Annotated in this window: 26 protein-coding genes; 12 read left to right on the forward strand and 14 right to left on the reverse strand. The window is 66.8% G+C overall.

Annotated elements, in window-relative coordinates:
* Window positions 1-81: 81 nt before the first annotated feature.
* The 4 genes from murD to XnspCFBP7698_RS04985 are packed head-to-tail and all read right to left on the reverse strand — an operon-like array spanning window position 82 to window position 5,875.
* Window positions 82-1,491 (reverse strand): UDP-N-acetylmuramoyl-L-alanine--D-glutamate ligase, encoded by a 1,410-nt coding sequence (murD, locus tag XnspCFBP7698_RS04970; protein WP_104579816.1) that lies wholly within the window; start codon window positions 1,489-1,491, stop codon window positions 82-84.
* Complete coding sequence (gene murL / locus XnspCFBP7698_RS04975) at window positions 1,472-2,827, reverse strand: UDP-N-acetyl-alpha-D-muramoyl-L-alanyl-L-glutamate epimerase (RefSeq protein ID WP_104579815.1); 1,356 nt, start codon at window positions 2,825-2,827, stop codon at window positions 1,472-1,474. Before murL ends, murD begins: the two co-directional genes overlap by 20 nt.
* Window positions 2,824-3,282, reverse strand: a complete 459-nt coding sequence (locus XnspCFBP7698_RS04980) for a hypothetical protein (protein WP_104579814.1) — start codon at window positions 3,280-3,282, stop codon at window positions 2,824-2,826. Before XnspCFBP7698_RS04980 ends, murL begins: the two co-directional genes overlap by 4 nt.
* Window positions 3,266-5,875 (reverse strand): bifunctional aspartate kinase/diaminopimelate decarboxylase, encoded by a 2,610-nt coding sequence (locus XnspCFBP7698_RS04985; RefSeq protein WP_104579813.1) that lies wholly within the window; start codon window positions 5,873-5,875, stop codon window positions 3,266-3,268. The genes XnspCFBP7698_RS04980 and XnspCFBP7698_RS04985 overlap by 17 nt, the downstream gene beginning before the upstream one ends.
* Window positions 5,876-6,053: 178 nt before the next feature.
* Between XnspCFBP7698_RS04985 and XnspCFBP7698_RS04990 the strand changes: the two genes are divergently transcribed.
* Window positions 6,054-6,932 carry a PhzF family phenazine biosynthesis protein gene (locus tag XnspCFBP7698_RS04990; RefSeq protein WP_104579812.1) on the forward strand — a complete coding sequence of 293 codons (879 nt, stop codon included), beginning with the start codon at window positions 6,054-6,056 and terminating at the stop codon, window positions 6,930-6,932.
* A 31-nt stretch (window positions 6,933-6,963) separates the two neighbouring features.
* The gene (locus tag XnspCFBP7698_RS04995) at window positions 6,964-7,845 is read left to right on the forward strand and encodes a PhzF family phenazine biosynthesis protein (protein WP_104579811.1); all 882 of its coding nucleotides are present in this window, start codon (window positions 6,964-6,966) and stop codon (window positions 7,843-7,845) included.
* A gap of 253 nt (window positions 7,846-8,098) precedes the next feature.
* Here the strand turns inward: XnspCFBP7698_RS04995 and XnspCFBP7698_RS05000 are convergent, their stop codons facing one another.
* From XnspCFBP7698_RS05000 to XnspCFBP7698_RS05020, 5 genes are all read right to left on the reverse strand, one after another.
* Window positions 8,099-8,701, reverse strand: a complete 603-nt coding sequence (locus tag XnspCFBP7698_RS05000; protein WP_039404808.1) for a glycine zipper 2TM domain-containing protein — start codon at window positions 8,699-8,701, stop codon at window positions 8,099-8,101.
* 152 nt (window positions 8,702-8,853) lie between these two features.
* Window positions 8,854-9,288 carry an OsmC family protein gene (locus XnspCFBP7698_RS05005; protein ID WP_039404806.1) on the reverse strand — a complete coding sequence of 145 codons (435 nt, stop codon included), beginning with the start codon at window positions 9,286-9,288 and terminating at the stop codon, window positions 8,854-8,856.
* 215 nt (window positions 9,289-9,503) lie between these two features.
* Entirely contained in the window at window positions 9,504-10,451 is a 948-nt protein-coding gene (locus XnspCFBP7698_RS05010) for an aspartate carbamoyltransferase catalytic subunit (RefSeq protein WP_039404804.1), read from the reverse strand.
* Between the two features lie 13 nt (window positions 10,452-10,464).
* Window positions 10,465-10,932, reverse strand: a complete 468-nt coding sequence (gene ruvX, locus XnspCFBP7698_RS05015) for a Holliday junction resolvase RuvX (RefSeq protein ID WP_039404802.1) — start codon at window positions 10,930-10,932, stop codon at window positions 10,465-10,467.
* The gene (locus XnspCFBP7698_RS05020) at window positions 10,925-11,491 is read right to left on the reverse strand and encodes a YqgE/AlgH family protein (protein ID WP_039404799.1); all 567 of its coding nucleotides are present in this window, start codon (window positions 11,489-11,491) and stop codon (window positions 10,925-10,927) included. Before XnspCFBP7698_RS05020 ends, ruvX begins: the two co-directional genes overlap by 8 nt.
* Window positions 11,492-11,799: 308 nt before the next feature.
* Between XnspCFBP7698_RS05020 and XnspCFBP7698_RS05025 the strand changes: the two genes are divergently transcribed.
* Both XnspCFBP7698_RS05025 and XnspCFBP7698_RS05030 read left to right on the forward strand, forming a co-directional pair.
* Window positions 11,800-12,366 (forward strand): DNA-3-methyladenine glycosylase I, encoded by a 567-nt coding sequence (locus tag XnspCFBP7698_RS05025; protein ID WP_104579810.1) that lies wholly within the window; start codon window positions 11,800-11,802, stop codon window positions 12,364-12,366.
* 36 nt (window positions 12,367-12,402) lie between these two features.
* The gene (locus XnspCFBP7698_RS05030; protein WP_047693783.1) at window positions 12,403-13,302 is read left to right on the forward strand and encodes a DUF72 domain-containing protein; all 900 of its coding nucleotides are present in this window, start codon (window positions 12,403-12,405) and stop codon (window positions 13,300-13,302) included.
* A gap of 12 nt (window positions 13,303-13,314) precedes the next feature.
* On the opposite strand, the gene XnspCFBP7698_RS05035 is transcribed toward XnspCFBP7698_RS05030, so the two are convergent.
* From XnspCFBP7698_RS05035 to XnspCFBP7698_RS05045, 3 genes are all read right to left on the reverse strand, one after another.
* Window positions 13,315-13,989 (reverse strand): YitT family protein, encoded by a 675-nt coding sequence (locus tag XnspCFBP7698_RS05035; protein WP_184372665.1) that lies wholly within the window; start codon window positions 13,987-13,989, stop codon window positions 13,315-13,317.
* Window positions 13,990-14,298: 309 nt separating this feature from the next.
* Window positions 14,299-15,429: a PilT/PilU family type 4a pilus ATPase gene (locus XnspCFBP7698_RS05040; RefSeq protein ID WP_039404792.1), complete on the reverse strand. Its 1,131-nt coding sequence runs from the start codon at window positions 15,427-15,429 to the stop codon at window positions 14,299-14,301.
* 122 nt (window positions 15,430-15,551) lie between these two features.
* A complete protein-coding gene (locus XnspCFBP7698_RS05045) occupies window positions 15,552-16,589 on the reverse strand; it encodes a type IV pilus twitching motility protein PilT (RefSeq protein ID WP_003489919.1) in 1,038 nt (345 codons plus the stop codon).
* 327 nt (window positions 16,590-16,916) lie between these two features.
* On the opposite strand from XnspCFBP7698_RS05045, the gene XnspCFBP7698_RS05050 reads away from it, so the two are divergent.
* The 7 genes from XnspCFBP7698_RS05050 (at window position 16,917) to XnspCFBP7698_RS05080 (ending at window position 21,863) form a co-directional block, all read left to right on the forward strand.
* The gene (locus tag XnspCFBP7698_RS05050; RefSeq protein ID WP_104579809.1) at window positions 16,917-17,609 is read left to right on the forward strand and encodes a YggS family pyridoxal phosphate-dependent enzyme; all 693 of its coding nucleotides are present in this window, start codon (window positions 16,917-16,919) and stop codon (window positions 17,607-17,609) included.
* Between the two features lie 43 nt (window positions 17,610-17,652).
* A complete protein-coding gene (gene proC / locus XnspCFBP7698_RS05055; RefSeq protein ID WP_104579947.1) occupies window positions 17,653-18,507 on the forward strand; it encodes a pyrroline-5-carboxylate reductase in 855 nt (284 codons plus the stop codon).
* 555 nt (window positions 18,508-19,062) lie between these two features.
* Window positions 19,063-19,482 carry an HU family DNA-binding protein gene (locus XnspCFBP7698_RS05060; protein ID WP_039404742.1) on the forward strand — a complete coding sequence of 140 codons (420 nt, stop codon included), beginning with the start codon at window positions 19,063-19,065 and terminating at the stop codon, window positions 19,480-19,482.
* 150 nt (window positions 19,483-19,632) lie between these two features.
* Window positions 19,633-20,217 carry a M23 family metallopeptidase gene (locus tag XnspCFBP7698_RS05065; RefSeq protein ID WP_104579808.1) on the forward strand — a complete coding sequence of 195 codons (585 nt, stop codon included), beginning with the start codon at window positions 19,633-19,635 and terminating at the stop codon, window positions 20,215-20,217.
* Window positions 20,218-20,308: 91 nt separating this feature from the next.
* The gene (locus tag XnspCFBP7698_RS05070) at window positions 20,309-20,611 is read left to right on the forward strand and encodes a DUF3861 family protein (protein ID WP_047693789.1); all 303 of its coding nucleotides are present in this window, start codon (window positions 20,309-20,311) and stop codon (window positions 20,609-20,611) included.
* Window positions 20,612-20,668: 57 nt separating this feature from the next.
* Window positions 20,669-21,211: a hypothetical protein gene (locus tag XnspCFBP7698_RS05075; protein WP_343125100.1), complete on the forward strand. Its 543-nt coding sequence runs from the start codon at window positions 20,669-20,671 to the stop codon at window positions 21,209-21,211.
* A gap of 55 nt (window positions 21,212-21,266) precedes the next feature.
* A complete protein-coding gene (locus XnspCFBP7698_RS05080; RefSeq protein ID WP_104579807.1) occupies window positions 21,267-21,863 on the forward strand; it encodes a DUF1439 domain-containing protein in 597 nt (198 codons plus the stop codon).
* A gap of 123 nt (window positions 21,864-21,986) precedes the next feature.
* Here the strand turns inward: XnspCFBP7698_RS05080 and XnspCFBP7698_RS05085 are convergent, their stop codons facing one another.
* Both XnspCFBP7698_RS05085 and XnspCFBP7698_RS05090 read right to left on the reverse strand, forming a co-directional pair.
* Complete coding sequence (locus tag XnspCFBP7698_RS05085) at window positions 21,987-22,529, reverse strand: type 1 glutamine amidotransferase domain-containing protein (protein ID WP_104579806.1); 543 nt, start codon at window positions 22,527-22,529, stop codon at window positions 21,987-21,989.
* A 102-nt stretch (window positions 22,530-22,631) separates the two neighbouring features.
* Complete coding sequence (locus tag XnspCFBP7698_RS05090) at window positions 22,632-23,099, reverse strand: SET domain-containing protein-lysine N-methyltransferase (protein ID WP_039404726.1); 468 nt, start codon at window positions 23,097-23,099, stop codon at window positions 22,632-22,634.
* 172 nt (window positions 23,100-23,271) lie between these two features.
* On the opposite strand from XnspCFBP7698_RS05090, the gene XnspCFBP7698_RS05095 reads away from it, so the two are divergent.
* Window positions 23,272-23,730, forward strand: coding sequence for an SUF system Fe-S cluster assembly regulator (locus tag XnspCFBP7698_RS05095; RefSeq protein WP_039404723.1), 459 nt, complete (start codon window positions 23,272-23,274; stop codon window positions 23,728-23,730).
* Window positions 23,731-23,737: the final 7 nt, after the last annotated feature.

Here is a 23,737-nt window from a genome sequence, read left to right on the forward strand (position 1 = left end):
CTCGGCCAGCTGCGCGACGAGTCGGCCGCACTGCCACCTGACCGCAAGCGATGCGGTGGCGCGGGCAGGCGAACAACGTCCTTACTGCACGCCCAGGCCCGGGATCGCGCTGATCGCCGCAGGGTCGAACCCCGCCAGCTGGGCGAAATGCCGGCCACGCGCCACGTAATCGCTGTAGGCGCCGAAGCTGGGCGCCCCCGGCGACAGCAGCACCACGCCGCCCTGCTCGCCCAGTGCATCGCGCGCCAGCTGCATGGCGTGTTCCAGGTCGGCGGCGGCATGCAGGCCGAACCGTCCCGTCACGGCCAGTGGCACCAGCAGCGCATGGATGCGCGGGCCATTGGCACCCATGGTGACGATCTCCAGCGGAGCCTGGTGCGCCATGTGCGCGACAAACTCCTGCCAGTCCAGCCCGCGGTCATGCCCGCCAACCAGCAAGGCAACGCGACGCTGCGCAAAACAGGCCAGCGCAGCCAGCGACGCGTGCGGGGTGGTGCTGATCGAGTCGTTGACGTAACTGATGCCATCCACACTGCCGAGCAGCTGCAGGCGATTGGGCAACGGACGAAAGCTCCGCGCCGCCGGCGCCAGCGCGGCGGCATCCAGGCCGAGCGCTTCCACCGCAGCCAGCACCGCGCACAGGTTGCGTCGATTGTGCTCGCCGGGCAGCGGCACATCGGCGGTATCGAACACCGCCTGCGCGCCGCGGTAGACCATATCGCCGCGCAGATGCCAGCCATCGGGATGGTTGAACCAGCGCACCTCGCTGTCGGGCAGCTGCAGTCCGCGCAGCAGCGGGTCGGCAGCATTGAGCAACGCGATCCGCGGCCGGCCTTCGGTCACCAGCGACAGCTTGTCGCGCACGTAGCGCGCTTCATCGCCGTGCCAGTCCAGATGTTCGGGAAACAGGTTCAGCACCACCGCCAGTTGTGGACGTGCGCCGCTGCGCCCGACCTCGCCAGTCTGGTAACTGGACAGTTCGATCGCCCAGTACGCCGGCGGCGGCTGCGGTGCCAGCACTTCCAGCAAGGGTTGACCGATATTGCCGACCAGGGCGGTGCGATGCCCGGCGCAGCGCAGCAGATGCGCCAGCAACGCGGTGGTGGTGCTTTTGCCCTTGGTGCCGGTGACGCAGATGGCGCCCGTCACGGCGCCGTCGGCCTGCGCATGTTCGGCAAACCACAGCGCGGTGCCGCCGATGAACTGCGTGCCGTGCGCGGCTGCAGCGGTGAGCGCCTCGGGGCGGTACGGGCTGATTCCCGGCGACTTCACCACGATCTCGAACCGGCCCAACGCCTGCGCGCTGGCGTCGGTCTCCACCTGCAGCGCCGCGTCGGCCAGCGCAGCCAGCTCACGTGCCTCTTCGGTGGTGCAGAACACCGTCAGCGGCTGGGCGGGCAAGGCACTCCGCAGCGCGCGATAGGCGGCGCGCCCCTCGCGCCCCCAACCCCACAACGCAACCGCCCTGCCCTCAAGCTGCGAAATTCGCACGCACGCGCTCCCACAGCGCCGAAGGAATGCGGTGCTCGCCGTCGATGGCCATCAACGGCTCCATCTGCAAGGCCTGCGCATCCAGCTGCGGCTGGATCTCACGGATGAAGCGCATCACCAGCGCGTCTTCCTTCCACTCCGCGCGCGTTGCCAGCAGCGCCATCGCCGCACGCGATTCGCGGCCTTCGCCGACGCATTCGAACGGCTTGTGATCCTGGAATTCCAGCAGCGCATCGTAGCCGCCGGCCTGGCTCGCATCGTCGAGCAGGTTGCGCCCGAAGATCTTGACCAGACGCGTCTTGGGCATGAACGGTGCCAGCGCCAGAAAGACGAAATGGCACTTGGGGCACACGCCGCACCAGCGATGCACCGGCCGCTCGCCCATGATGTGGAAGTTGCGGTTGCAGCTGGAAAAATGCGCGTCGTAGTGATCGGTCTTGGCGAACTGCCGCGCCACCGCCAGCTCCGACAACGGTCGCAGCAACGAGTAGTAACGCAGGTCGGCCGCCACGTGCCGTTGCACGTAATCGCCGAAGGCCTGCTCGAACGCCCAGCCCTTGGACCACTGGTGGTTGACCTCGCCGGTGCCGGGAATCTGGCTGCCATAGCTGGCCGAGCGTTCGTTGGAGAACACCACCTGATCCACGCCGGTCAGCAGCGCCGACAGCACCAGGATGGCCGAATTCACCGCAGTGACCGGGATGTGCCCATTCCAGGCGCCGTGGCGGTTGAGCTCGAACAATTCGGGCGCCAGTACGCGACCGACATTGAGCACCGGCAGGCCGGTACGTTCGGCGCAGGCGCGAATGAGCTGCGAGCCGCCGATCCAGCTGACGGTCTGCGCCACGCCGGCGTGGCGCAGGGCCTCGATGCTGACCAACGAGTCCTTGCCGCCACCGATGGCCACCAGCGCATGCTCGCGCAGGCCGAGCGCAGGCGCATCGGCAGGCGCGTGTGCTGCGACCGGGAAATTGATCTTGCCATGCAGGTTCAGGCCGTTGCGGTAGGCAAACTCGCCCAGGCCATGCAGATAGACGCTTTCCACCAGCGCAGCGGTGCCGGCATCGATGCTGTAGCTGTCGATGGCGATGGCCGGCGGCACCGCGGCCTTGTAGTAACTCACACCGGCGATCAGGTGCAGCAGCTGCAGCGCCTGCTGCACGGCGGCAGCGCGCGCGCCGTCCAGCACGAACGGTGCGCCCGGCACGGCCACGGTCTCCACCAGCTCCGGGCCCTGGTCGAAGGCATACACCAGCGTCGCCACGCCGGTCTGCGCGTCGAGCGCGCAGCGCACGAAACGGAAAGTGGATACCTGATGTTTGTCGAAAGCGCTCATGGACACCCTGCAAGACCCCGTTGACGGCGTAGATAACGCCGGCACAAGGCATATTCAATCATGGAAAACGGCACCGCCGCCCACAGCAGCGGCAGGCAGCCGATCAGAAACAACAGCAGCATCACGTCCGCTCGGATCGCCTTCGCATCGCCGGTGACCAGCAGCGCGACCAGCAAGTACAGCAGCAATGCCGGCAGATAGCCGAGTGCGCTCAACAGCACCGTGCGCAGCGCCATGCCACCGGCGTGCTGCGCCAGCGAGCGGTCCTGGCGGCGTCGCTGCCAGCGCGCCGCACCCCACGCACCGAGGCCGGCAGCGAGCAATGCAGGCAGCAGCCACTTCAGGCTGTCGGTCCACGGCGCCGGCTGCCCGGCCATGTCGATGGAAGTGGAAAACACCATCGCCACACCACCGGCCAGCGTGCTGAGCGCCACGAACTCAGCCAGCGGGCGCATCGATCACCTCTTCGCGCGGCAATTCGCGCTGGTTGTAGGTGCTGGCCATCGAATAGCCGTACGCACCGGCGTCGGCCACCAGCACCACATCGCCCGGCGCGGTGGCCGCCGGCAGACGGCGGCGCTTGCCGAACACATCCGACGATTCGCAGATCGGCCCGACGATATCGAAGCTGCCATCGGCCGGCGCATCGAGCCGGCTGAGGTTTTCGATGTCGTGCCAGGCGTCGTACAACGCCGGGCGGATCAAGGTATTCATGCCCGCATCCAGGCCCACGCGCTGCACGCCGTCCTTTTCGATCACCTGGGTCACCTGCGCAAGCAGCACGCCGGCTTCGGCCACCAGGTAACGGCCCGGCTCGATCGCCAGGCGATAGCCCGGATGCACGGCCTTGACCTCGGCTAGGCCCTTGGCCCACACCTCCAGGTCGAACGGTTCGTCCTCGGCGCTGTACGGAATCGGCAGACCACCACCGATATCGATGGTCTCCACCGTGCCGATGCGGCGCGCAAAACCGGCCAGTTCGTCGTACATCATCCGCCAGTGCTCGCCGGTTTCCACGCCGCTGCCCAGGTGCGCGTGCACGCCGGTGATGGTGACCTCCAGCGTGCGCGCCACCTCGACGAACTCATCCACGCGCGTGGACGACAGGCCGAACTTGGACGCCTTGCCGCCGGTATTGACCTTCTCGTGATGGCCATCGCCATGACCCAGGTCGATGCGCAGCCACACGTTGCGGCCGCGAAACACCTCCGGCCAGTTGCGCAGCGCTTCGACGTTGTCCACGGTCACCGTCACACCCAGCGCGAATGCCGCTTCGTACTCGGCCCTGGGCGCAAAGCTCGGCGTGAACAACACGCGGCGCGGCGACAACTCCGGCAGCGTCTGGAACACACGGCGCAATTCGCCATGCGAGACGCATTCCAGACCGAAACCGGCCTGCTCCAGCGCCATCAGGATGGCCGGATGCGCATTGGCCTTGATCGCGTAATAGCGCTGGTCCACCGCCGCGATCTGCGCCAGCGCCTGCGCCCGCGCACGCACCGTGGGCAGGTGATAGACGTAACGCGGCGTGCCGGCGCTGGACAGCGACAACAGATGCGCGCGCTCGGCATGCCACCACGGCGTGGGGCGCGGACGCACCGAGCCGATGATCTCGCGCCAGCGCGGGCCAAACACCTCGCCTTCGCTCACCGGCATCGCGCCGCTGTCGATCAACTCGGCATGCAGGATCGGCAGCAAACCATCGGCATCGGCCTCGTCGATGACGAAGGTCAGGTTCAAGTCGTTGGACGATTGCGAAATCATGTGCACGCGTTCCTGCCCGAACGTGGCCCACACGTCGGACAGCTTGTGCAGCAGCGAGCGCATGCCGCGCCCGACCAGCGTGATCGCCGCGCAGGGAACAATGATCTTGACCTTGCAGATCTGCGACAGGTCCGCCGACAACGCCGCCAGCACATCGGTGTTGACCAGGTTCTCCGACGGATCCAGCGACACGGTGACGTTGGTTTCGGCCGAGCCGATCAGGTCCACCGACAGGCCATGCTTCTTGAACAGCGTAAACACATCAGCGAGGAAGCCGACCTGCTGCCACATGCCGATGCCTTCCATCGACACCAGCACGATGCCGTTGCGGCGGCTGATCGCCTTCACGCCCAGCACCGGCTCGGCATTGCCGTCGATGCTGGTGCCGGGCAGATCGGGGCGCTCGGTGTCCAGGATCGCCATCGGCACGCCGGAATCGCGGCAGGGCTTGATCGAGCGCGGATGCAGCACCTTGGCGCCGGTGGTGGCGATTTCCTGCGCTTCGTAATAGTCCAGACGGGTCAGCAGGCGCGCGTCCGGCACTTCCTTTGGATTGGCGCTGAACATGCCGGGCACGTCGGTCCAGATTTCCACCCGGCTGGCACCGAGCAACGCGCCGAAGTAAGCCGCCGAGGTATCCGAACCGCCGCGCCCCAGAATGGCGGTACCGCCATCGGCGTGCCGCGAAATGAAGCCCTGGGTGATCAGCAAGCGCGTGGGCTGCGCATCGAAGCGCGCGCGCCAGTCGGCATCGGACTGCCACTGGCACGACACCGACAGGCGCTTGGACCACTCGCTCTGATTGGGTTGCGGCGGCAGTGCCGACAACCACTGGCGCGCATCCAGCCAGCCCATGTCCAGGCCACTGGCATGCAGATACGCCGCGCCGATGGTGGAGGACAGCAATTCGCCCTGCCCCAGCACCTCGGCCTGCCAGTCCAGCGTGCGCGCGGCAGCGCGTGCATCGCCCACCAGCGCATGCAACGCGGCCAGACGCTCGCCCAGCACCGCATCGACGTCGAGCTCCAGCTCGGCCAGGAAGTCGCGATGGCGTTGTTCCAGCGCTGCCACGCGCTGCGCGCTGTCGGCGGCGCCATCGGCAATGGCGGTGAGCTCGTTGGTCACGCCCGACAGTGCAGACACCACCACCAGCACGCGGCCGCCGGTTTCGTTCGCCCGTTTGCCCGCCAGTTTTCCAATCGTGTCCCAGCGATGACGACGCGACACCGAGGTGCCGCCGAACTTGAGGACGATCCAACGATCGGTAGTGTGGGGAGCTGACATGGGGTAGGCGTTTAAGATGGGGGGAAAGCCGGTATGCCGGGCGGAACCCCCGATTCTACTGCCAATACCGCCCGCATGACCCCGTGCCTGGTCGCAGTCCGCAGCGCGTTGCATCTTGCGGCAACGGTTTGCGCTGCAACCATCCGCACCTCTTCCCACCACCGAGTCCGCATCGATCATGAGCAAGCACCGCTATCTGCAACTGGACGTCTTCGCAAGCCGCACCGGCGGCGGCAATCCACTGGGCGTGGTGTTCGATGCAGGCACCTTGTCCGGCGAACAGATGCAGCAGATCGCCGCATGGCTGAACCTGTCGGAGACGATTTTTTTCGTGCCCGTGAGCGTGCCCGACGCCGACTATCACATCCGTATCTTCACCCCGCGCGCGGAACTGCCGTTTGCCGGCCACCCCAGCGTGGGTGCGGCGTGGGCCGCAGCGACCCATGGACTCACCAGCTACCAGGCCGACGGCCGGCTGCGTCAGCAATGCGCGGCCGGCGTGCTACCGGTGGATGTATTCGACCGCCACGGCAGCGTGCAGGTGCGACTGCGCGCACCGCGTGCCCGCGTCATCGCAACCGGTGACACCCACGCGGCAGCGCTGCAGGCAGCCGCTGCCGGCCTGCGCACCGCTCCTCACCCGGCAGCGCTCTGGAACAATGGCCCGAACTGGTGGCTGCTGGAACTGGCCGATGCGGCGGCGGTGCGCCAGGCAGTGCCCGATCTTGCCGCCATCACCCGCCTGACCCAGGCCAGCGCCGCCACCGGGCTGGCGATTTACGCGCCCGCAGACGGCGACGGCGAAGACCTGGTGGTGCGTGCGTTCTGCCCTGGCGATGGCATCCCGGAAGACCCGGTCACCGGCAGCGCCAATGCGTGCATTGCCGCACGCCTGCACGGCGAAAACCGCCTGCCGGGCGCGGGGCTGCACTATGTCGCCAGCCAGGGCCGCGAGGTCGGCCGCGATGGCCGCATCCACATCGAAGTGGACGCTGCAGGCGAGGTCTGGATCGGCGGTACGACCCTGCAGGTGATCGACGGACGCATCGATTGGTAAGCTGCCGCGCCCTGTCCGCGGATCCGCCCTCATGACCACCCGCCGTTTCCTGCAACTGGATGTGTTCTCCGCCCGCCCCGGCAGCGGCAATCCGCTGGCGGTGGTGCTGGATGCGCAGGGCCTGGACGATGTGGCCATGCAGGCGATTGCGCGCTGGACCAAGCTGCCGGAGACCACCTTTGTGTTCCCCGCGGCGGACGCGCACAGCAGCTACCGGCTGCGCATGTTTTCCCCGCACAAAGAGGTGCCGTTCGCCGGCCACCCCAGCGTGGGCACGGCGCATGCAGTGCTCGAGGCCGGGCTGGCCGCGCCCGATGACGGCGTACTGGTGCAGGACGGCATCGCCGGCCAGTTGCCGCTGCGCGTGGAGCAGATCGATGACCACCGCAGCATCGCCATCCGCACCCCGCGCGCGCGCGTCGCCGAGCAGGTGCAGGCCGATGACCCGCGCCTGCGAGATGCACTGCATGGCTGGTCGTTGGGTGCCCTGCCGCCCGCACTGATGGACGGCGGCCGCACCTGGTGGGTGGTGGAACTGGCCAGCGAGGCCGCGCTGCGCGGCCTGCAGCCGGAGTGGGAGGCGATCGCCGCGTTGGCCGAATCCACCGGCAGCATGGGTGTGTTTGCGTATGCGCGCGCCGCCACCGCCGGTGCCTACGATCTGGCCGTGCGCGCCTTTGTCGGCAACGGCCGGCGTTTTGAAGATGCCGCCTCTGGCGCGGCCAATGCCGTGCTCGCCGCCTGGCTGGACAGCCGCCACGCACTACCCGGCAAGGACCGCCGCTACGTGGTCAGCCAGGGGCGCGAAATCGGCTTCGATGCCCTGCTGGAACTGCGCATCGACGGCGACGGTGCCGTGTGGTCGGGCGGCCAGGTCCAGACGGTGATTCGCGGCACCCTGGACTGGGCCTGAGCGCGGCCAACGCTGGGCCGGCGACGTAGCCGTGTGCCGGCTGCGGCGAGCGTCGCCACGCCGGGAAGAAGGCTCGACGCGTCGCGTTGCACACGATCGCCGCTGCATCGTCAGCAAGCAGACGTGGCGAGATTCGACAGGATCGAACGTCGCCTGCGAGGAGGAAGCGGGATCTGCGCTCCCTGGCACCTCGCAGGAATAAAAAACGCTGCGGTCTCCCGCAGCGTTCTCGCATTCGCCACATCGCACGGCGTCAGTCGGGGCGCACATCCACGCGCACGCGGATCCGGTCGCCCGGGTTGTAATCGCTGCGCGTGTGGTACGTGCGGCCGGCATATTCATAGGTCACGTCATACCCGTCCACGCGCTCGCGGGTGGTGCGGTACGACACCGGCTCGCACACGCTGACATTGCCCTGATAGGTGCGGTGGTTGGCCTCGTAGATCGAACGCCCCGCCGCGACACCGGCCATGGTGCCCACGGCAGTGCCGACCAGGCGACCGTTGCCGCCGCCCACCTGGCTGCCGAGTACCGCACCGGCAATACCGCCGATCACGCTGGCGACCCCGCGATTGGACGCATTCGGCCCGCCGTAGCCACCACCATCGCGGTAGTAGCCGTCATTGCTGGTGTAGTAGCCGTCGGACGGCCGGTTGTAGCAGCGTTCGCTGCTGCGTTCGTTGTAGGAATCGGACACGATGATCGGGTCCACGCGCACCACGCGCGCATATTCGTAACGACCGTCCTCGTAGCCGCCGCGATAGGTGTCGCGGTAGCCGCTGTCGTAGCGCTGCGCTGTGGCGTTGCCCGCCACGGCCAGACCCATTACCAGAGCACCAAGCACAAGAGTTTTCATTGCGGCAGCTTCACAGGGAGGACACGCTGCCGATGCTCGGCCTGCTGCGGTGAAACCGCCCTGAACCGACCCGGGTGGCGAAAGCCCTATTCAGGTCGCCGCCAGCTGCGTGCACCGGCACGTCGTACCGGCGCCGCGCAGCCTGCTGCCGGTCAGTTGGAAAACTCGCTTTCCAGGCTGATCGGCACCGCACTCAACGCCTTGGAAACCGGGCAATTCTTCTTGGCGGTATCGGCCAGCTCGCGGAACTTGGCTTCGTCGATGCCCGGTACCACGGCAGTGAGCTTGAGGCGGATCTGCGACAGCTGCGGGCCGCCTTCCATCGACAGGTCGACGTCGGCGCGGGTATCCAGCGAGGTGGGCGGAAAGCCCGCTTCGGTCAGCTGCGCCGACAGTGCCATGGTGAAACACCCGGCATGCGCTGCGGCGATGAGCTCTTCCGGGTTGGTGCCCTTCTCGTCACCGAAGCGGCTGCTGAAGGCATAGCGGGTGTTGTCCATCAAGCCGCTCTGCGGCGTGCTGAGCTGGCCCTTGCCGGTCTTGAGGTCGCCTTCCCAGTGAGCGGTGGCGTGACGCGAAATACCCATTGCGGTCTCCTGCGATGAAAGGGACCGCCACGATAGGCGAGCGGGTGTTATGGCTTGGTGCTCGCGTTCGGGAATCGGGAATCGGGAATCGGGAATCGGGAATCGTAAGAGCGGACTGCGGGGCGCACTTGGTGGCAAGACTCGGTCTGTTTGCCATGACGCCTTCACACGCCGGACGCGACCGCGCTAGCTGGCGGCCGCGTTGCCGGTAACGCTTAACCGAGCAGGGTTTCCAGTACCGCCATGCGGACGGCGACGCCGTTGGCGACCTGGCGCAGCACGCACGATTGCGCGCCGTCGGCGACGTCGTCAGTGATTTCGACGCCGCGGTTGATCGGGCCCGGATGCAGCACGGCGGCATCGCGGCCGGCGCGCGCCAGGCGCTCGCGGGTCAGGCCGTATTGGCTGTGGTAGTGCTCAAGCGATGGCACCAGGCCCTCTTCCATGCGCTCGCGTTGCAGGCGCAGCATCATCAGCGCATCGGCGCCTTCGAGCATGGCATCGAAATCCTGACCAACCACGCAGCCGTCCAGCATGTCGTCATCGGGCAACAGGCTGGCCGGGCCGCACACGCGGATCTCGCCGGCGCCCAGGGTGCGCAGTGCATGCAGGTCTGAACGCGCCACGCGCGAGTGCTTCACATCGCCGACGATGACCACCTTGAGCTTGGAAAAGTCGGTGCCCTTGGCCTGGCGCAGGGTGAGCATGTCGAGCAGGCCCTGGGTGGGGTGCGCGCTGCGGCCGTCGCCGGCGTTGATCAATGCAGTTCCCTCGCCCGCCGCGGCGGCCAGCGCTTCCACCGCGCCATCGTCGGGGTGGCGCACCACAAACCCGCGCACGCCCATCGCCTCGAGATTCTTCAAGGTGTCGCGCGCAGTCTCGCCCTTGCGGGTGGAGGACGTGGACGCATCGAAGTTGAGCACGTCCGCGCCCAGCCGCTGTGCAGCGAGATGGAACGAGCTGCGCGTGCGCGTTGACGGTTCGAAAAACAGGGTGCACACCGCCGTGCCGGCCAGCACGCTGCGCTTGCCGACGCGGCCGACCGCGGCATCGCGGATCTGACCTGCGCGGTCGAGCAGTTGCAGCAATGTCGCGCGCGGCAGTCCTTCCAGGGTGAGCAGGTGACGCAGGCGTCCGTCCGAATCGAGTTGCATGGTGGTCATCGCAGGTCGGGAATCAAGGGAGAAGAGTGGCTTGGTCAGGCGCGGCCAACCAGCGTTCGACGATCACGGCGGCGGCCATGGCATCCAGCGCCTCGGCATCGCGGCGGCGCTTGCGCCCGTCGGCACGTTCGCGGGCGAACCGCTGCGCGGCTTCGACCGAGCTGGAGCGTTCGTCGATCAGCACGACCGGCAGCGCATAGCGCTCGCGCAATTCGCGGGCGAAGGCATGCGCCCGCTTGCGCGCAGGCTGGTCCTTGTCGTCCAGCGTGAGCGGGTCGCCAACCACCAGACCGTCGGGCCGCCATTCCTTGTGCACGCGATCCAGCGCCGCCCAGTCCGGGCCGCTGGCATGCACCTGGACGACGGCGACCGCGCGCGCACCGGCGCCGAGCGCGGTACCGACCGCCACGCCAATCCGGCGCGACCCTACGTCGAAGCCCAGCACCGTGCCATCGGGGCGGATGGTGCCCGCCTCAGGCATGCCCGGAGTAATCCGTCAGCCGGAACAGGTCCACGCCGATGCGACCGGCCGCGGTCTGCCAGCGATCCTCCAGTGCGGTGGCGAACAGCACGTTGGCGTCCGACGGCGCGGTGAGCCAGCTGTTCTCGCCCAGTTCGAACTCCAGCTGCCCCGCGCCCCACCCCGCGCAGCCCAGCGCCACCAGCGCATTGCGCGGGCCTTCGCCGGCCGCCATCGCTTCGAGGATGTCGCGCGAGGTGGTCAGGAACACGCCCTGCCCCACTTCCAGGCTGGAATCCCATTCGCGCGCGTCGTCGTGGATGACAAACCCGCGCTCCGGGTGCACCGGGCCGCCACTGAGCACGATCTGCTCGCACAGCTGCGCATCTTCGGTCGCGATGCCCATCTGCGACAGCACCTCGCCCAGGGTGTACTCGGAGGGGCGGTTGACCAGTACCCCCATCGCGCCGTTTTCGTCGTGCTGACAGATCAGCGCGACGCTGCGCGAAAAGGTAGGGTCCGACAGCGCCGGAAGCGCGATCAGCAGTTGGTTGGCAAGCGGCGTGGGAACAACGGACATGCCCGCATTCTAGCCGTTCGCTCCGCCGCGCGCAGAGCCGCTGCCATACTTGGCCCCGGACGTGACCCTGGAGCGCGAATGCAGACCACACCTACCGCCACTTGCTGCCCCGCGGGCACGCGCCCGCCGCGCCAGGTCCGCATGCTCAGCGCGACCGCGCGCCTCCCTGCAGCGAACGCCAGCCGACGCGGCGCAACCGGTCCGCTGGCGGGCCAACGGCGTCGCCCGCTGCCGGCACGGGCGCCCTCTGCCGAAGCGGTCCACGCGCGGCCGCGCTCCGACCTGCGCGCCCGCCTACGGGCAACCATATGAGCGGCTACTGCAGCATCGCCCCGGGCCATCCGGTGCACGGCCATTACCACGACCACGAATACGGCTTTCCACAACGCGACGAGCGCGAGCTGTTCGAGCGCCTGGTGCTGGAAATCAACCAGGCCGGTCTGAGCTGGGAGACCATCCTGCGCAAGCGCGGCAATTTCCAGCGGGCCTATGCCGGCTTCGACGTGGATACGGTCGCGGCCTATGGCGAGGCGGACATCGCCCGCCTGATGAACGATGCCGGCATCATCCGCAATCGTCTGAAGATCCTGGCAGCCATCCACAATGCCCAGGTCATCCAGACGCTGCGCCGCACGCATGGCAGCTTTGCGCAATGGCTGGATGCACAGCATCCGCTCGACAAGCCGGCCTGGGTCAAATTGTTCAAGAAGACCTTCCGGTTTACCGGTGGCGAAATCACCGGCGAATTCCTGATGAGCCTGGGTTACCTGCCCGGCGCGCATCACCCCGATTGCCCGGTGTTTGCACAGATCCAGGCGCTGTCGCCGCCATGGGCGCAGACGCCCTTACCCAGACGCACGGTCCAGCGCGGCTAGACGCCTCCTCCACGGCACAGACGAAATGCTGGGTGCATGGCTATCCGCATCGGCATTTCCGGCTGGCGCTACCCGCGTTGGCGCGGCACCTTCTATCCCAGCGGCCTGGCGCAGCGGCGCGAGCTCGAATACGCGGCGCGCTGCTTTCCAAGCGTGGAAATCAATGGCTCGTTCTATTCGCTGCAGCGGCCGGACAGCTTCCAGGCCTGGCATGACGAGACGCCGGACGACTTCGTGTTTTCGGTCAAGGGCCCGCGCTTCATCACCCACATGAAGCGCCTGCGCGACTGTGAGCAGGCGCTGGCCAATTTCTTTGCCTCCGGCGTGCTGCGATTGGGCTCCAAGCTGGGGCCGATCCTGTGGCAGCTGCCGCCGACATTGCGCTTCGATGCCACGTTGCTCGATGGATTTCTCGCCAGCCTGCCGCGCGACAGCGAGGCCGCACTGGCGTTGGCGCGCAAACGCGACAGCGCGCTGATGCACGGGCGCAGTGCGCTCGCGATCGATCGCAAGCGGCCGATCCGTCATGCGCTGGAGGTACGCCACGCCAGTTTCTGCGATCCCGCCTGCATGCGCCTGCTACGCCGTCACAAGGTGGCGGTGGTGGTGGCCGACACCGCGGGCAAGTTCCCGTATCTGGAAGACGTGAGTGCGGACTTCGTCTACCTGCGCCTGCATGGCGATGCGCAGCTCTATGCCAGCGGCTACAGCGACAGCGCGCTGGACCGCTGGGCCGCGCGCATCGACGCCTGGGCGCATGGCAGCGAGCCGGACGATGCAGTCCGTGCAGGCCCGCGCGCGCTCAAACGCGCCACGCGCGACGTGTATTGCTACTTCGACAACGACATGAAGGTGCACGCCCCGTTCGACGCGCGCGGCCTGCTGCAACGCCTGCACCTGCCGACCGATTGCCCGGCGCGCGCGGGCGGCGTCTGACGCGTGCGCCAATCACACGCCCATGTAGCGATGCGGGCGATGGTTGAACATCAGCACCAGACTGAGCATCAAGGCGCCCAGGGCCGAATACAGCACCTTGTCCGGGGTGAGGATGGCGAATGCCACCAGCATCAACATCGCATCGAAGCTCATCTGCACCTTGCCCGCGCTCCAGCCACGCTCGCGCTGCAGGTACACGGCCAGGATGCCGATTCCGCCCAGGCTGCCGCGGTGACGGATGAAGAACAGGATGCCCAGCCCGGACAAAGCGCCGCCAACGATCGCCGAAAACGCGGTACTCATGTGCGCGTAGTCGGCCCAGCGCGGCAACAGGTTGGTCAGCGCGCCGCAGGCGCCGACTGCCGCGAAGGTCTTCAAGGTGAATTCCCAGCCCATGCGACGCACGCTCAGCCAGTAGAACGGCAGGTTGACCAGCACGAACACCAGGCCGAAATTCCAGTGCAGGGCGTAGTGCAGCAGGAACGCCACGCCGGCCATGCCGCCGATCATCAGCCCGCCCTTGGCAAAGATCGCCAGGCCCAGCGACGCGACCAGCGTTGCCAGCACCATGCCCTGGGCGTCTTCGGCCACCGAGTGGTGATACGCCTGGTCGTCGGCGAAGGTGCCGGCCGAATCCGGTGGTGGCGTCAGCGGGCCGGACGTGACCACGGCACCGTCATCGGGCAACGGTTCTTGCTCCGGACGCAGATCGGAATCGGGAAGGCTCACGGGCTTGGGCACTGCAGTGGGGTGCGTTATTAGACACTATCGGCTGGCGCGGTTACATCTGAAACCGCAGTGCCCCGACGCGCGCGGCATCCAGCATCGCCGATCGGTGCGCTTACCGTGGGCGCCGACCACGCTGGCGTGCGCCACATCCCTCAGTCATCACGCGCGTGCCGTCGCGGCAGCACCGCACTGGCGGTGCCGGGCGCGCCCGGCGGGCCGCCACTGGCGTTCGACGTGCGTACGCATCGGCACGCGCTGCGCATTGCCTCAGCGAACTTCGGCAATCTCCACGCCATCCAGGCCCTGCGACAAGGTCTTGGCATCGCCGCCCTGCGACAGCTTGATGCGCAAACGCACCTCGTTTTGCGAATCGGCGTAGCGCAAGGCGTCTTCGTAGCTGATCTCACCGGCCTGGTAGAGCTCGAACAGGCTCTGATCGAAGGTGCGCATGCCCAGGTTGGTGGACTCCTTCATGATCTCCTTGAGCTTGTGGATCTCGCCGTCGCGGATGTAGTCCTGCACCAGCGGTGTGCCCAGCATGATCTCCATCGCCACGCGCCGGCCGCGACCATCCGGGGTCGGAATCAGCTGCTGCGCGACCACGCCCTTGAGATTGAGCGACAGATCCATCAACAACTGGTTGCGCCGGTCTTCCGGGAAGAAGTTGATGATGCGGTCCATCGCCTGGTTGGCGTTGTTGGCGTGCAGGGTGCACAGCACCAGGTGGCCGGTTTCGGCAAAGGCCACGGCGTGATCCATGCCCTCGCGGGTACGCACCTCGCCGATCATGATCACGTCCGGCGCCTGGCGCAGGGTGTTTTTCAGCGCGTTTTCCCAGCTGTCGGTATCGATGCCCACTTCGCGCTGGGTGATGATGCAGCCCTCGTGCTTGTGCACGAATTCGATCGGGTCCTCGATGGTGATGATGTGCCCGGTGGAATTCTGGTTGCGGTAGCCGATCATCGCCGCCAGCGAGGTCGATTTACCGGTACCGGTGGCACCGACGAAGATGATGATGCCGCGCTTGGTCATCGCCAGCGTCTTGATCACCGGCGGCAGGCTCAGCTCTTCCACGGTGGGAATGCGCGTCTCGATCCGGCGCAGCACCATGCCCACCTGGTTGCGCTGGTAGAAGCAGCTCACACGGAAACGCCCGACCCCGGACACGCCGATGGCGAAGTTGCACTCGTGGGTCTTTTCGAACTCTTCGCGCTGCGACGGCGTCATCACGTTCAACACCAGGTCGCGGCTTTGCTGCGCGGTCAACGGTGTCTGCGTAATCGGGCTGATCTTGCCATGCACCTTGATCGCCGGCGGCATCCCGGAGGTGATGAACAGGTCCGACGCCTTCTGATGCGCCATCAGCTTGAGGAAGGAGGTGAAGTCGATGGTGCTCATGGCGTGCTCCTTCGGAGCCGGGAATGGGGAATCGAGAATCGGGAATTGGAGAAGCCGGGCAACGGACTCGGTGACGGGAACGCGCTTTTACGATTCCCGATTCCCGATTCCCTATTCCCGTATCACTCGAATATCCGCTTGTCCTTGGCGTACTCACGCGCCTGGTTGCGCGTGATCAGGCTGCGCTTGACCAGGTCCTGCAGATGCTGGTCCAGCGTCTGCATGCCGTATTGCTGGCCGGTCTGGATCGAGGAATACATCTGCGCCACCTTGTCCTCGCGGATCAGGTTACGGATGGCCGGGGTGCCGACCATGATTTCCCAGGCGGCGGTGCGCCCGCCGCCCACTTTCTTGAGCAACGCCTGCGAAATCACCGCACGCAGCGATTCGGACAGCATCGAGCGCACCATCGGCTTTTCGCCGGCCGGGAACACGTCGATGATGCGGTCGATGGTCTTGGCCGCCGAGCTGGTGTGCAGGGTGCCGAACACCAGGTGGCCGGTTTCCGCGGCGGTGAGCGCCAGGCGGATGGTCTCCAGGTCGCGCAATTCGCCCACCAGTATGATGTCCGGGTCTTCGCGCAACGCCGAGCGCAGCGCCTCGTTGAAGCCGTGCGTATCGCGGTGCACTTCGCGCTGGTTGATCAGGCACTTCTGCGAGGTGTGCACGAATTCGATCGGGTCCTCGACAGTGAGGATGTGGCCGTATTCGTTCTTGTTGATGTAGTCGATCATGCCGGCCAGCGTGGTCGACTTGCCCGACCCGGTGGGGCCGGTGACCAGGATCAGGCCCTGCGGCTGGTCGATCAGCTGGCGGAAGATCGGCGGGCAGCCCAGGTCTTCCAGCGTCAGCACTTCGGAGGGAATGGTACGGAACACCGCACCGGCGCCGCGGTTCTGGTTGAACGCATTGACGCGGAAGCGCGCCAGCGACGGAATCTCGAACGAGAAGTCGACCTCGAGGAATTCTTCGTAATCGCGGCGCTGCTTGTCCGACATGATGTCGTAGACCAGCGCATGCACCTGCTTGTGGTCCAGCGCCGGAATATTGATGCGGCGGACATCGCCATCGACACGGATCATCGGCGGCAGCCCTGCAGACAGGTGCAGGTCCGATGCCTTGTTCTTGACAGAAAACGCCAATAGTTCAGCGATATCCATGCGCTGCTTTTCCCCTAGGCTGCGATTGGAAGGTACTCCCCGGCCGGCAGTATAGCGTTCTGGGTGCCAGCGGGAAGCGGCCCGCCACCGGTTCAGGTCGGCACGGCCGCCCAGGGCTGAAGGCGTTGTCTTTCGGGCATGGGCAGGCCCGGCGCCGGCTTGCGAACGGCTTGCCTGGCCTGGCCAACCCCGCTGCCACGCACGTCGCCTCGGCTGCAGGAACAGACCTGCGCGCGGGCCTGAGCTGCACGTGCCAGGCACGCAACGCGCTGGAAGGAAGCCAGCCGCGTCGGCACACTAGCGCTCCCGTCCTTTCTGGAATGCCACGTGCCGGTTTCGTCGCTGCAGCAGATCCTCGATGCCATCCACGCCGCGGCAGCCGCGCATGCGCGCTCCGATGTCCGTCTGCTTGCGGTGTCCAAGACCAAACCCGCCGAAGCGGTGGCCGCACTGGCTGCCCAGGGGCAGCGCGCCTTCGGCGAAAACTACGTGCAGGAAGCGCAGACCAAGATTGCTGCCCTGCGCGAGCTGGGCCTGGAATGGCATCTCATCGGCCACCTGCAATCCAACAAGGCCGATGTCGCCAGCCAGTGTTTCGACTGGGTGCAGACGGTGGATCGCCCCAAGCTGATTCCGCTGCTGGCGCGCCACCGCCCGGACGACCGCGCGCCGTTGAAGGTGCTGATCCAGGTCAATATCGACGATGAGGACAGCAAATACGGCTGCGCCCCCGAGGCGATCGACGCCCTGGCCGAGGCCATTGCGCTGCAACCGCGTCTGCAGCTACGCGGGCTGATGGCAATCCCGGCGCCGTTCCCGGAGCAGGCGCGGCGCGTCGACGCGTTTGCGCGCATGCAGTCCCTGTTCGCACAGCTGCGGCAGGCGCACCGGCAGGTGGACACCTTGTCGATGGGCATGAGCGCCGACTTCGCCGAAGCGATCGCGGCCGGTGCCACCATGGTGCGCGTGGGCACGGCGCTGTTCGGTACGCGGGCGCCGCTGACCGACACCGCCGCCTGATCTGCGCAACGCCACACCTATTCTTATGACCGGAGTGACCACGATGCCCCTGCCCGTTTCGCCTGCGCCATCGTCCGCCCACGCCGCGCCCATCGCGTTCATCGGCGGCGGCAACATGGCACGCAGCCTGATCGCCGGACTGATCCGGCAAGGCACACCGGCAGCCGACATCCGCGTCGCCGAGCCGGTCGCCGACCTGCGTGCCGCGCTGTCGCGCGATTTCGGCGTGGCGGTGGTCGCCGACGCAGAGGCGGCGGCCGACGGCGCAGCCACCTGGGTGCTCGCGGTCAAGCCACAGGTCATGCCGGCCGTGTGTGCGCAACTGGCCGACCTCGCGCAGGCACAGCAGCCGCTGTTGCTGTCGATCGCCGCCGGCATCACCGCCACGCAGCTGCAGCGCTGGTCCGGTGGCGATGTGGCCGTGGTGCGCGCAATGCCCAACACGCCCGCACTGCTTGGCGCCGGCGTCACCGGCCTGTACGCCACCGCGCGCGTGTCCGATGCGCAGCGTGCGCACGCGACCGGCCTGCTGGAAAGCGCCGGCGTCACCGTGTGGATCGACGACGAAGCACAGATGGATGCAGTGACGGCGGTTTCCGGCAGCGGGCCGGCCTACGTGTTTCTGCTGGCCGAAGCCATGGAGGCCGCAGCGCAGGCGCAGGGCCTGCCGGCCGACACCGCACGCACGCTCGTGCTGCAAACCCTGCTCGGCGCATCGCGCATGCTCACCGAATCGGGCGAAGCACCGGAGCTGCTCCGCCGCCGCGTGACCTCGCCCAACGGCACCACGCAAGCGGCCATCGAGACCTTCCAGGCAGGCGGTTTCGAAGCGTTGACTGCCAAAGCGATCGCGGCGGCGACCGAGCGCGGCCGCAGCTTGTCGGCTGCCAACGACTAGCCGCACACAGGGCCGCGGCGGCATCGACCGCTGCGATGCCGCCGCGCGATCCACCGGTGACGCCAACGGCAGCGACTCGCCGGCCGCCACCAGGACAGCGTCGCGCCAGGCGCATCCAGCATCGACACGGCATCGGTGCCGGTTGCGGGCCTTCAACGCACATGCCGTGCACCGTCCTTGCAATCGATGCCAATGGACATTGCGCAGCACGCACGCAAGGCCACTTCGCCATCGCTCGTTGCAGCGCATGCCACTCAACCCCAACCGAAGCGCAATCGATGCGTGCTCCCCATGCGCGCAAACACGCACACCTGCCTGCGCAAATCACCTGTTGCCCTGCATCAGATGCCGCACCCACGCGTGCGCCGTGCGTGTCGAGCACTGCGTTTCTGTCGGCGTTTTGCGCCGCCGGTGAACGAATCCCCGTCGAAAGACGCTTTTTTCGTGTTGTTTCATGGTTTGCCTATTGGCGGCGCGCAGCAGTTGCCCTACATTTCGCGTTGCCGACTGGGTCGGCAGACCCAACACCACCAACGAATACGGAACGTATACCTCATGGCAAAAACCGCCGCTAAGAAGGCTGCCCCCAAGAAGGCAGTGAAAAAGGTCGCCGCCACCAAGACTGCGAAGCCGGCCAAGGCCGCTACGTCGGCCGCGCCGAAGCCGATCAAGGAAGCCCTGAGCAAGACCGGCCTGGTCGCCCACATCGCCGAATCCACCCAGCTGGCTCCGAAGGACGTGCGCGCCGTGCTGGCGTCGCTGGAAGCCGCTGCGCATTCCTCGTTGAACAAGAAGGGCGTCGGCAGCTTCACCCTGCCGGGCATGCTCAAGATCACCTCGGTCAACGTGCCGGCCAAGCCGAAGCGCAAGGGCATCAACCCCTTCACCAAGGAAGAGCAGATCTTTGCTGCCAAGGCCGCAACCCGTAAGGTCAAGGTTCGCCCCCTGAAGAAGCTGAAAGACGCCGCGCTCTGATCCAGCGCGCATCCGGTGTTATCGGGACGGCCTTCGGGCCGTCTTTTTTTTTGCGCACGTCATGACGTCAATGCAGTGCCGCACCCACCACACACCTCGCTCATCGCCGCTCCCCTACCCTGGCCGGCGTCCCTGCAAGCAGCATCTTTCGTGACCTCAGCCACTCCAAGCTCCAGCCCCGCACGCCGGCTTCGCCGCTTCTTGCTGTGGATCGCCGTGCTGTGTGTCCTGGCAGTCGCCGCACGTTGGGCGTGGCAATTGCCGATCGCAACACAACTGCGCACTACCTGGGAATTGTCGCGGATGCCACCGCCGGAGCGCCTGGCCATCCCGGTCAAGGACGTGCGTGCGCGACAGATTGCTGACACCTTTGGTGCACCGCGTGGCCGCGACCGTACGCATGCGGGCGTGGATATCTTCGCGCCACGCGGTACACCGGTGGTGGCGGCAACGCGCGGCGTGGTCAGCGCCATCCGCGACCAGGGCCTGGGCGGCAAGCAGGTCTGGCTGCTCGGCCCGGCGATGGAGCGGCACTATTACGCGCATCTAGACGATTGGGCGGCAGGCCTGGCGGTGGGCGATGTGGTCGAGCCTGGCACACAGCTGGGCATGGTCGGCGCCACCGGCAATGCGCGCGGCACGCCGCCGCATCTGCACTTTGGTGTCTATGGACGCAACGGTGCGTACGATCCACTGCCGCTGCTGCGTCAAACCCCATCGCCGCCTGCCGACTGAGCGCGCTGGAACACTGCGTCATGGTCCGCACTCTCGAGCGCGCGGCGGCCTGCCCCTATGGTGGCGTCAGTCTAGGAGTGACGCGACCACCATGTCCCGAAAACGCTACCGCATTACGGTCACGCCCATCGAAAACGACGGACGCCCGTGCGACGACCGCTGCACCATCGAGTTCGAACAGCGCTCGCGGGCGGACTGGATGCGCCTGCTCGAAGAACTGCACCTGCGCCGCGACCTGAGCAGCGACGAATGCGCCGCGTTGACGGTGGGCTCGCAGCTGCTGGAGGACCTGGCCGCCCGCCCGCGCACCCAACCCAGCGACGCGCTCGACGCGTTGCGACCAAAGCTGCAGCTCCTGCTCGAACGCCTGCAACGCGTACAGCCAGGCGTCTGAGCACCTGCGCGGTGCACTGCGCAGCTACACTGCGCGTATCGGGGATGGGGACGCGCCATGCGCTGGATTGCAATCGTCATGTCAGTGGCCGCACTTGCCGGCTGCAGTTGTCAGCGCACCGCAGAGCAGGAAACCGCGGCCACTCCACCAGCCTCGCACCAGGCCGATGCCATGGAGCAGGCAGCCATCCACGCCGCGCCGGGCACTCCAGCGCCCACGCCCGCCGAAGATCCCGATGATGCGCAGGCACGCGCCGCGTTCGCCGAAGCAAGCGCCACCGTGCAGCGTTACCTGGGCGCGCTGCCGGGTGCGGCACGCGCGGATGCCGATGCGCTGTGGACGGGCGGGCACCCGGCGCCGGTGCCCGACGATGCGGTCCTGCGCGGTATGAGCGACATCCAGTCGATGCGCATCATGAACGACCCGCCGCTGCCGCTGAATCAGCAGCATCCGCCACGACAGATCGAGGTACCCGTGCGCATCACCGTCCGCACCCGGTCCGGCACGCAACAATTGGTCGGCGCGTACCGCTTGCAACCACGTGCCGGCAGCGACCGCTGGGAAATCTACTCGGCCACGCTACAGCCGGTGCTGCGCTAACCCGTGGTTCACCGGCGCTGATTAAGGTTGTGTCACCTGTTGCCGGAGTCACTCGATGAAACTGCGTTCGCTTACCGGATCCGTGCTCGCTCTTGCCTTGGCACTTCCCGCCACCGGTGCTTGGGCGGCGCCGCAGATCCAGGGCCGTCAGATCAGCGTGCAGGCCAGCGACTTGCAGCAGTATCTCGGCGGCCGCTTTCCGCAGACGCACGACACGCTCGGCGGCCTGGTCGAAATGACGGTCAGCAATCCCGCGCTGTCACTGCCGCCGGGCGACCGGCTCGAGATGGCGTTCGACCTGGCGGTTGCCACTGCCGGCGGGGCGCCATCGCCGGTGGGCAACGTGACCCTGACCAGCGCGCTGCGCTACGACGTCGCCAAGCAAGGCTTCTATCTCGACCAGCCCAGCATCGACGATTTCCGTCCGGCCCATGCCGGCGCAAAACTCGACCACAGCACCCGCCAGCTGCTCAACACCTGGCTGGCGGACTATGCGCGCAAGGAACCGATTTACCGCATCGACCCGTCGATTGCGGCGGTGATGGGCGCCGTCCAGGTGGAATCGGTCGGCATCCAGAACGGGCGGGTCGCCGTCAACTTCAATCAGAACATCGAGCAGCTGGTGCCGGCGGCGGCACTGTCGGGCAAATAAGCCGCACGCTGCGCCGTGCAGTGCCGATCGACCCGCCCTGCGCAACGCAGGCGTCCACACAAAGGCCCGACGCATCAGCGCCGGGCCTTTATATGCGTGCTGCCACCGGCAACGCGCTCGCCCTTATGCGGATAGCGCCTTGGCGACGGCGGCGCTGAACGCCGGAATGTCGTCCGGCTTGCGGCTGGTGATCAACTGCCCGTCCACCACCACTTCGGCGTCTTGCCAGCGCGCGCCGGCATTGGTCAGGTCTGTCTTGACCGACGGCCAGGAGGTGACGTTGCGGTCGCGTACCAGGTCGCTCTCCAGCAACAGCCATGGACCATGGCAGATCGCGGCCACTGGCTTGTGCGCCGTGGCGAAGGCGCGAATGAAGGCAATCGCCTGCGCGTCGGTGCGCAGCGTATCGGGATTGAGCACGCCGCCGGGCAGCACCAGGGCGTCGTAGCTGTTCGGCGTTGCCTGTGCGAGCGACCGGTCGACGGCGACCGAATCGCCCCAATCGGTATGGTTCCAGGCACGAATCGTGGCGCTGTCGCCTGGCGCGATCACATCGACCTTGGCGCCCCAGGATTCCAGCAGGCGCTTGGGCTCCGTCAGCTCGGATTGTTCAAAACCATCGGTCGCCAGTACGGCCACGGTTTTGCCAGAGAGCGAATACGACATGTGTGGGCTCCTCTTCAAAGAAGCCCGCACCCTAGGCAGCGCGCCGTTGCGCACCTGTGAACCGATGTATGCGGCGCGTCAGCGCGCGGCGTTCGCCTGCGGTCAGCGCTTGGGCTGCAGCATCGTGCCGGTGCAGTTCTTGGAGCCGCAGCGGCATTCCCAGATCTTCTTCAGACGCGGGGTGTGGCGCTCGCTCAAGGTGATGCCGTAGTTGTAGGTGAGTTCCTCGCCGGCCTTGATGGCGCGCTTGGCCTCGATGAAAATCTTGTCCTTGCGACGGTCGTCGCCTTCGGCTTCCTCGATCACCGCTTCGCAATTGGGATTGCAGCTGTGGTTGATCCAGCGTGCGACGTTGCCTTCGTAGTTGGCGTCCAGCACGTAATCGTCGCTGAGCGTGAACAGGAAGGTGTGGCCGCTTTCCACATCGCCGGTATCGTCTGCATCCACTTCGGCATGCGTGCGCAGGCGTCCCTTGTATTGAATGATGCGCTCGCCCTTGCGGAGCGGGGCGAGGGCGAACATGCCATTGCCGTGGATACGTGACTTGCGGGCGGCAACTTTGCGCGACATGTAAGGGTCCGGTGAGGGGGCCGCTCATTGTGACCGCAGCGCGCCCATGCGCCAAGCACAAGCGCACCCACTGCCGCAACGCCGGGTGCTTGCCGGGGGCTGAACCGGGCAGTTGGCCCTGCCCGCGCCAAAAGAGTACAATTTCGGTCCGCTTTAAGGTACTCCTTCTTTCATGTTGCGCGTCACCAAACTCACCGATTACGCCACTGTCGTGCTGACCGTGCTTGCCGCCCGGTGTGGCGAGGTCCTCAGTGCCAGCGAGCTGGCCGAACAGGCGGGCCTGGAAGCGCCGACCGTGAGCAAGATCCTCAAGCCGTTGTCGCAGGCCGGTCTGGTCGAAGGCCTGCGAGGCGTGCATGGCGGTTACCGACTGGCGCGCGCGGCCAGCCAGATCACCCTGGTGGAAATCGTCGAGGCCATGGAAGGTCCGTTGGCGATTACCGAATGCAGCCAGGACCATAGCCAGTGCGGCATCGCGCAGACCTGTGGGGTGCGCTCCAATTGGCGCCTGATCAACGACGTGGTCGGCGACGCTTTGCGTCGGGTCACGCTCGCGCAGATGTTGCAGCCCCTTTCTCTCCCTGGCGACAGCCGTCGGCGTTCCATCGCCGCACGCGTCGCGACCACCTGACCTGTAG

It is taken from the genome of Xanthomonas sp. CFBP 7698, from assembly GCF_003600855.1.
GTDB lineage: Bacteria > Pseudomonadota > Gammaproteobacteria > Xanthomonadales > Xanthomonadaceae > Xanthomonas > Xanthomonas cannabis.

Coding starts and splice junctions, on each gene's coding strand:
- XnspCFBP7698_RS05070 (WP_047693789.1), top strand. CDS start 20,309: ATGTCCCGAAAACGCTACCGCATTACGGTCACGCCCATCGAAAACGAC.
- XnspCFBP7698_RS05020 (WP_039404799.1), bottom strand. CDS start 11,491: ATGTCCGTTGTTCCCACGCCGCTTGCCAACCAACTGCTGATCGCGCTT.
- XnspCFBP7698_RS04990 (WP_104579812.1), top strand. CDS start 6,054: ATGAGCAAGCACCGCTATCTGCAACTGGACGTCTTCGCAAGCCGCACC.
- XnspCFBP7698_RS05040 (WP_039404792.1), bottom strand. CDS start 15,429: ATGAGCACCATCGACTTCACCTCCTTCCTCAAGCTGATGGCGCATCAG.
- XnspCFBP7698_RS04980 (WP_104579814.1), bottom strand. CDS start 3,282: ATGCGCCCGCTGGCTGAGTTCGTGGCGCTCAGCACGCTGGCCGGTGGT.
- XnspCFBP7698_RS05095 (WP_039404723.1), top strand. CDS start 23,272: ATGTTGCGCGTCACCAAACTCACCGATTACGCCACTGTCGTGCTGACC.
- XnspCFBP7698_RS05045 (WP_003489919.1), bottom strand. CDS start 16,589: ATGGATATCGCTGAACTATTGGCGTTTTCTGTCAAGAACAAGGCATCG.
- murL (WP_104579815.1), bottom strand. CDS start 2,827: ATGAGCGCTTTCGACAAACATCAGGTATCCACTTTCCGTTTCGTGCGC.
- ruvX (WP_039404802.1), bottom strand. CDS start 10,932: ATGCCTGAGGCGGGCACCATCCGCCCCGATGGCACGGTGCTGGGCTTC.
- XnspCFBP7698_RS04985 (WP_104579813.1), bottom strand. CDS start 5,875: ATGTCAGCTCCCCACACTACCGATCGTTGGATCGTCCTCAAGTTCGGC.
- XnspCFBP7698_RS05085 (WP_104579806.1), bottom strand. CDS start 22,529: ATGTCGTATTCGCTCTCTGGCAAAACCGTGGCCGTACTGGCGACCGAT.
- XnspCFBP7698_RS05025 (WP_104579810.1), top strand. CDS start 11,800: ATGAGCGGCTACTGCAGCATCGCCCCGGGCCATCCGGTGCACGGCCAT.
- XnspCFBP7698_RS05080 (WP_104579807.1), top strand. CDS start 21,267: ATGAAACTGCGTTCGCTTACCGGATCCGTGCTCGCTCTTGCCTTGGCA.
- XnspCFBP7698_RS05075 (WP_343125100.1), top strand. CDS start 20,669: ATGCGCTGGATTGCAATCGTCATGTCAGTGGCCGCACTTGCCGGCTGC.
- XnspCFBP7698_RS05000 (WP_039404808.1), bottom strand. CDS start 8,701: ATGAAAACTCTTGTGCTTGGTGCTCTGGTAATGGGTCTGGCCGTGGCG.
- XnspCFBP7698_RS05010 (WP_039404804.1), bottom strand. CDS start 10,451: ATGACCACCATGCAACTCGATTCGGACGGACGCCTGCGTCACCTGCTC.
- proC (WP_104579947.1), top strand. CDS start 17,653: ATGCCCCTGCCCGTTTCGCCTGCGCCATCGTCCGCCCACGCCGCGCCC.
- XnspCFBP7698_RS05060 (WP_039404742.1), top strand. CDS start 19,063: ATGGCAAAAACCGCCGCTAAGAAGGCTGCCCCCAAGAAGGCAGTGAAA.
- XnspCFBP7698_RS05090 (WP_039404726.1), bottom strand. CDS start 23,099: ATGTCGCGCAAAGTTGCCGCCCGCAAGTCACGTATCCACGGCAATGGC.
- XnspCFBP7698_RS05030 (WP_047693783.1), top strand. CDS start 12,403: ATGGCTATCCGCATCGGCATTTCCGGCTGGCGCTACCCGCGTTGGCGC.
- XnspCFBP7698_RS04995 (WP_104579811.1), top strand. CDS start 6,964: ATGACCACCCGCCGTTTCCTGCAACTGGATGTGTTCTCCGCCCGCCCC.
- XnspCFBP7698_RS05005 (WP_039404806.1), bottom strand. CDS start 9,288: ATGGGTATTTCGCGTCACGCCACCGCTCACTGGGAAGGCGACCTCAAG.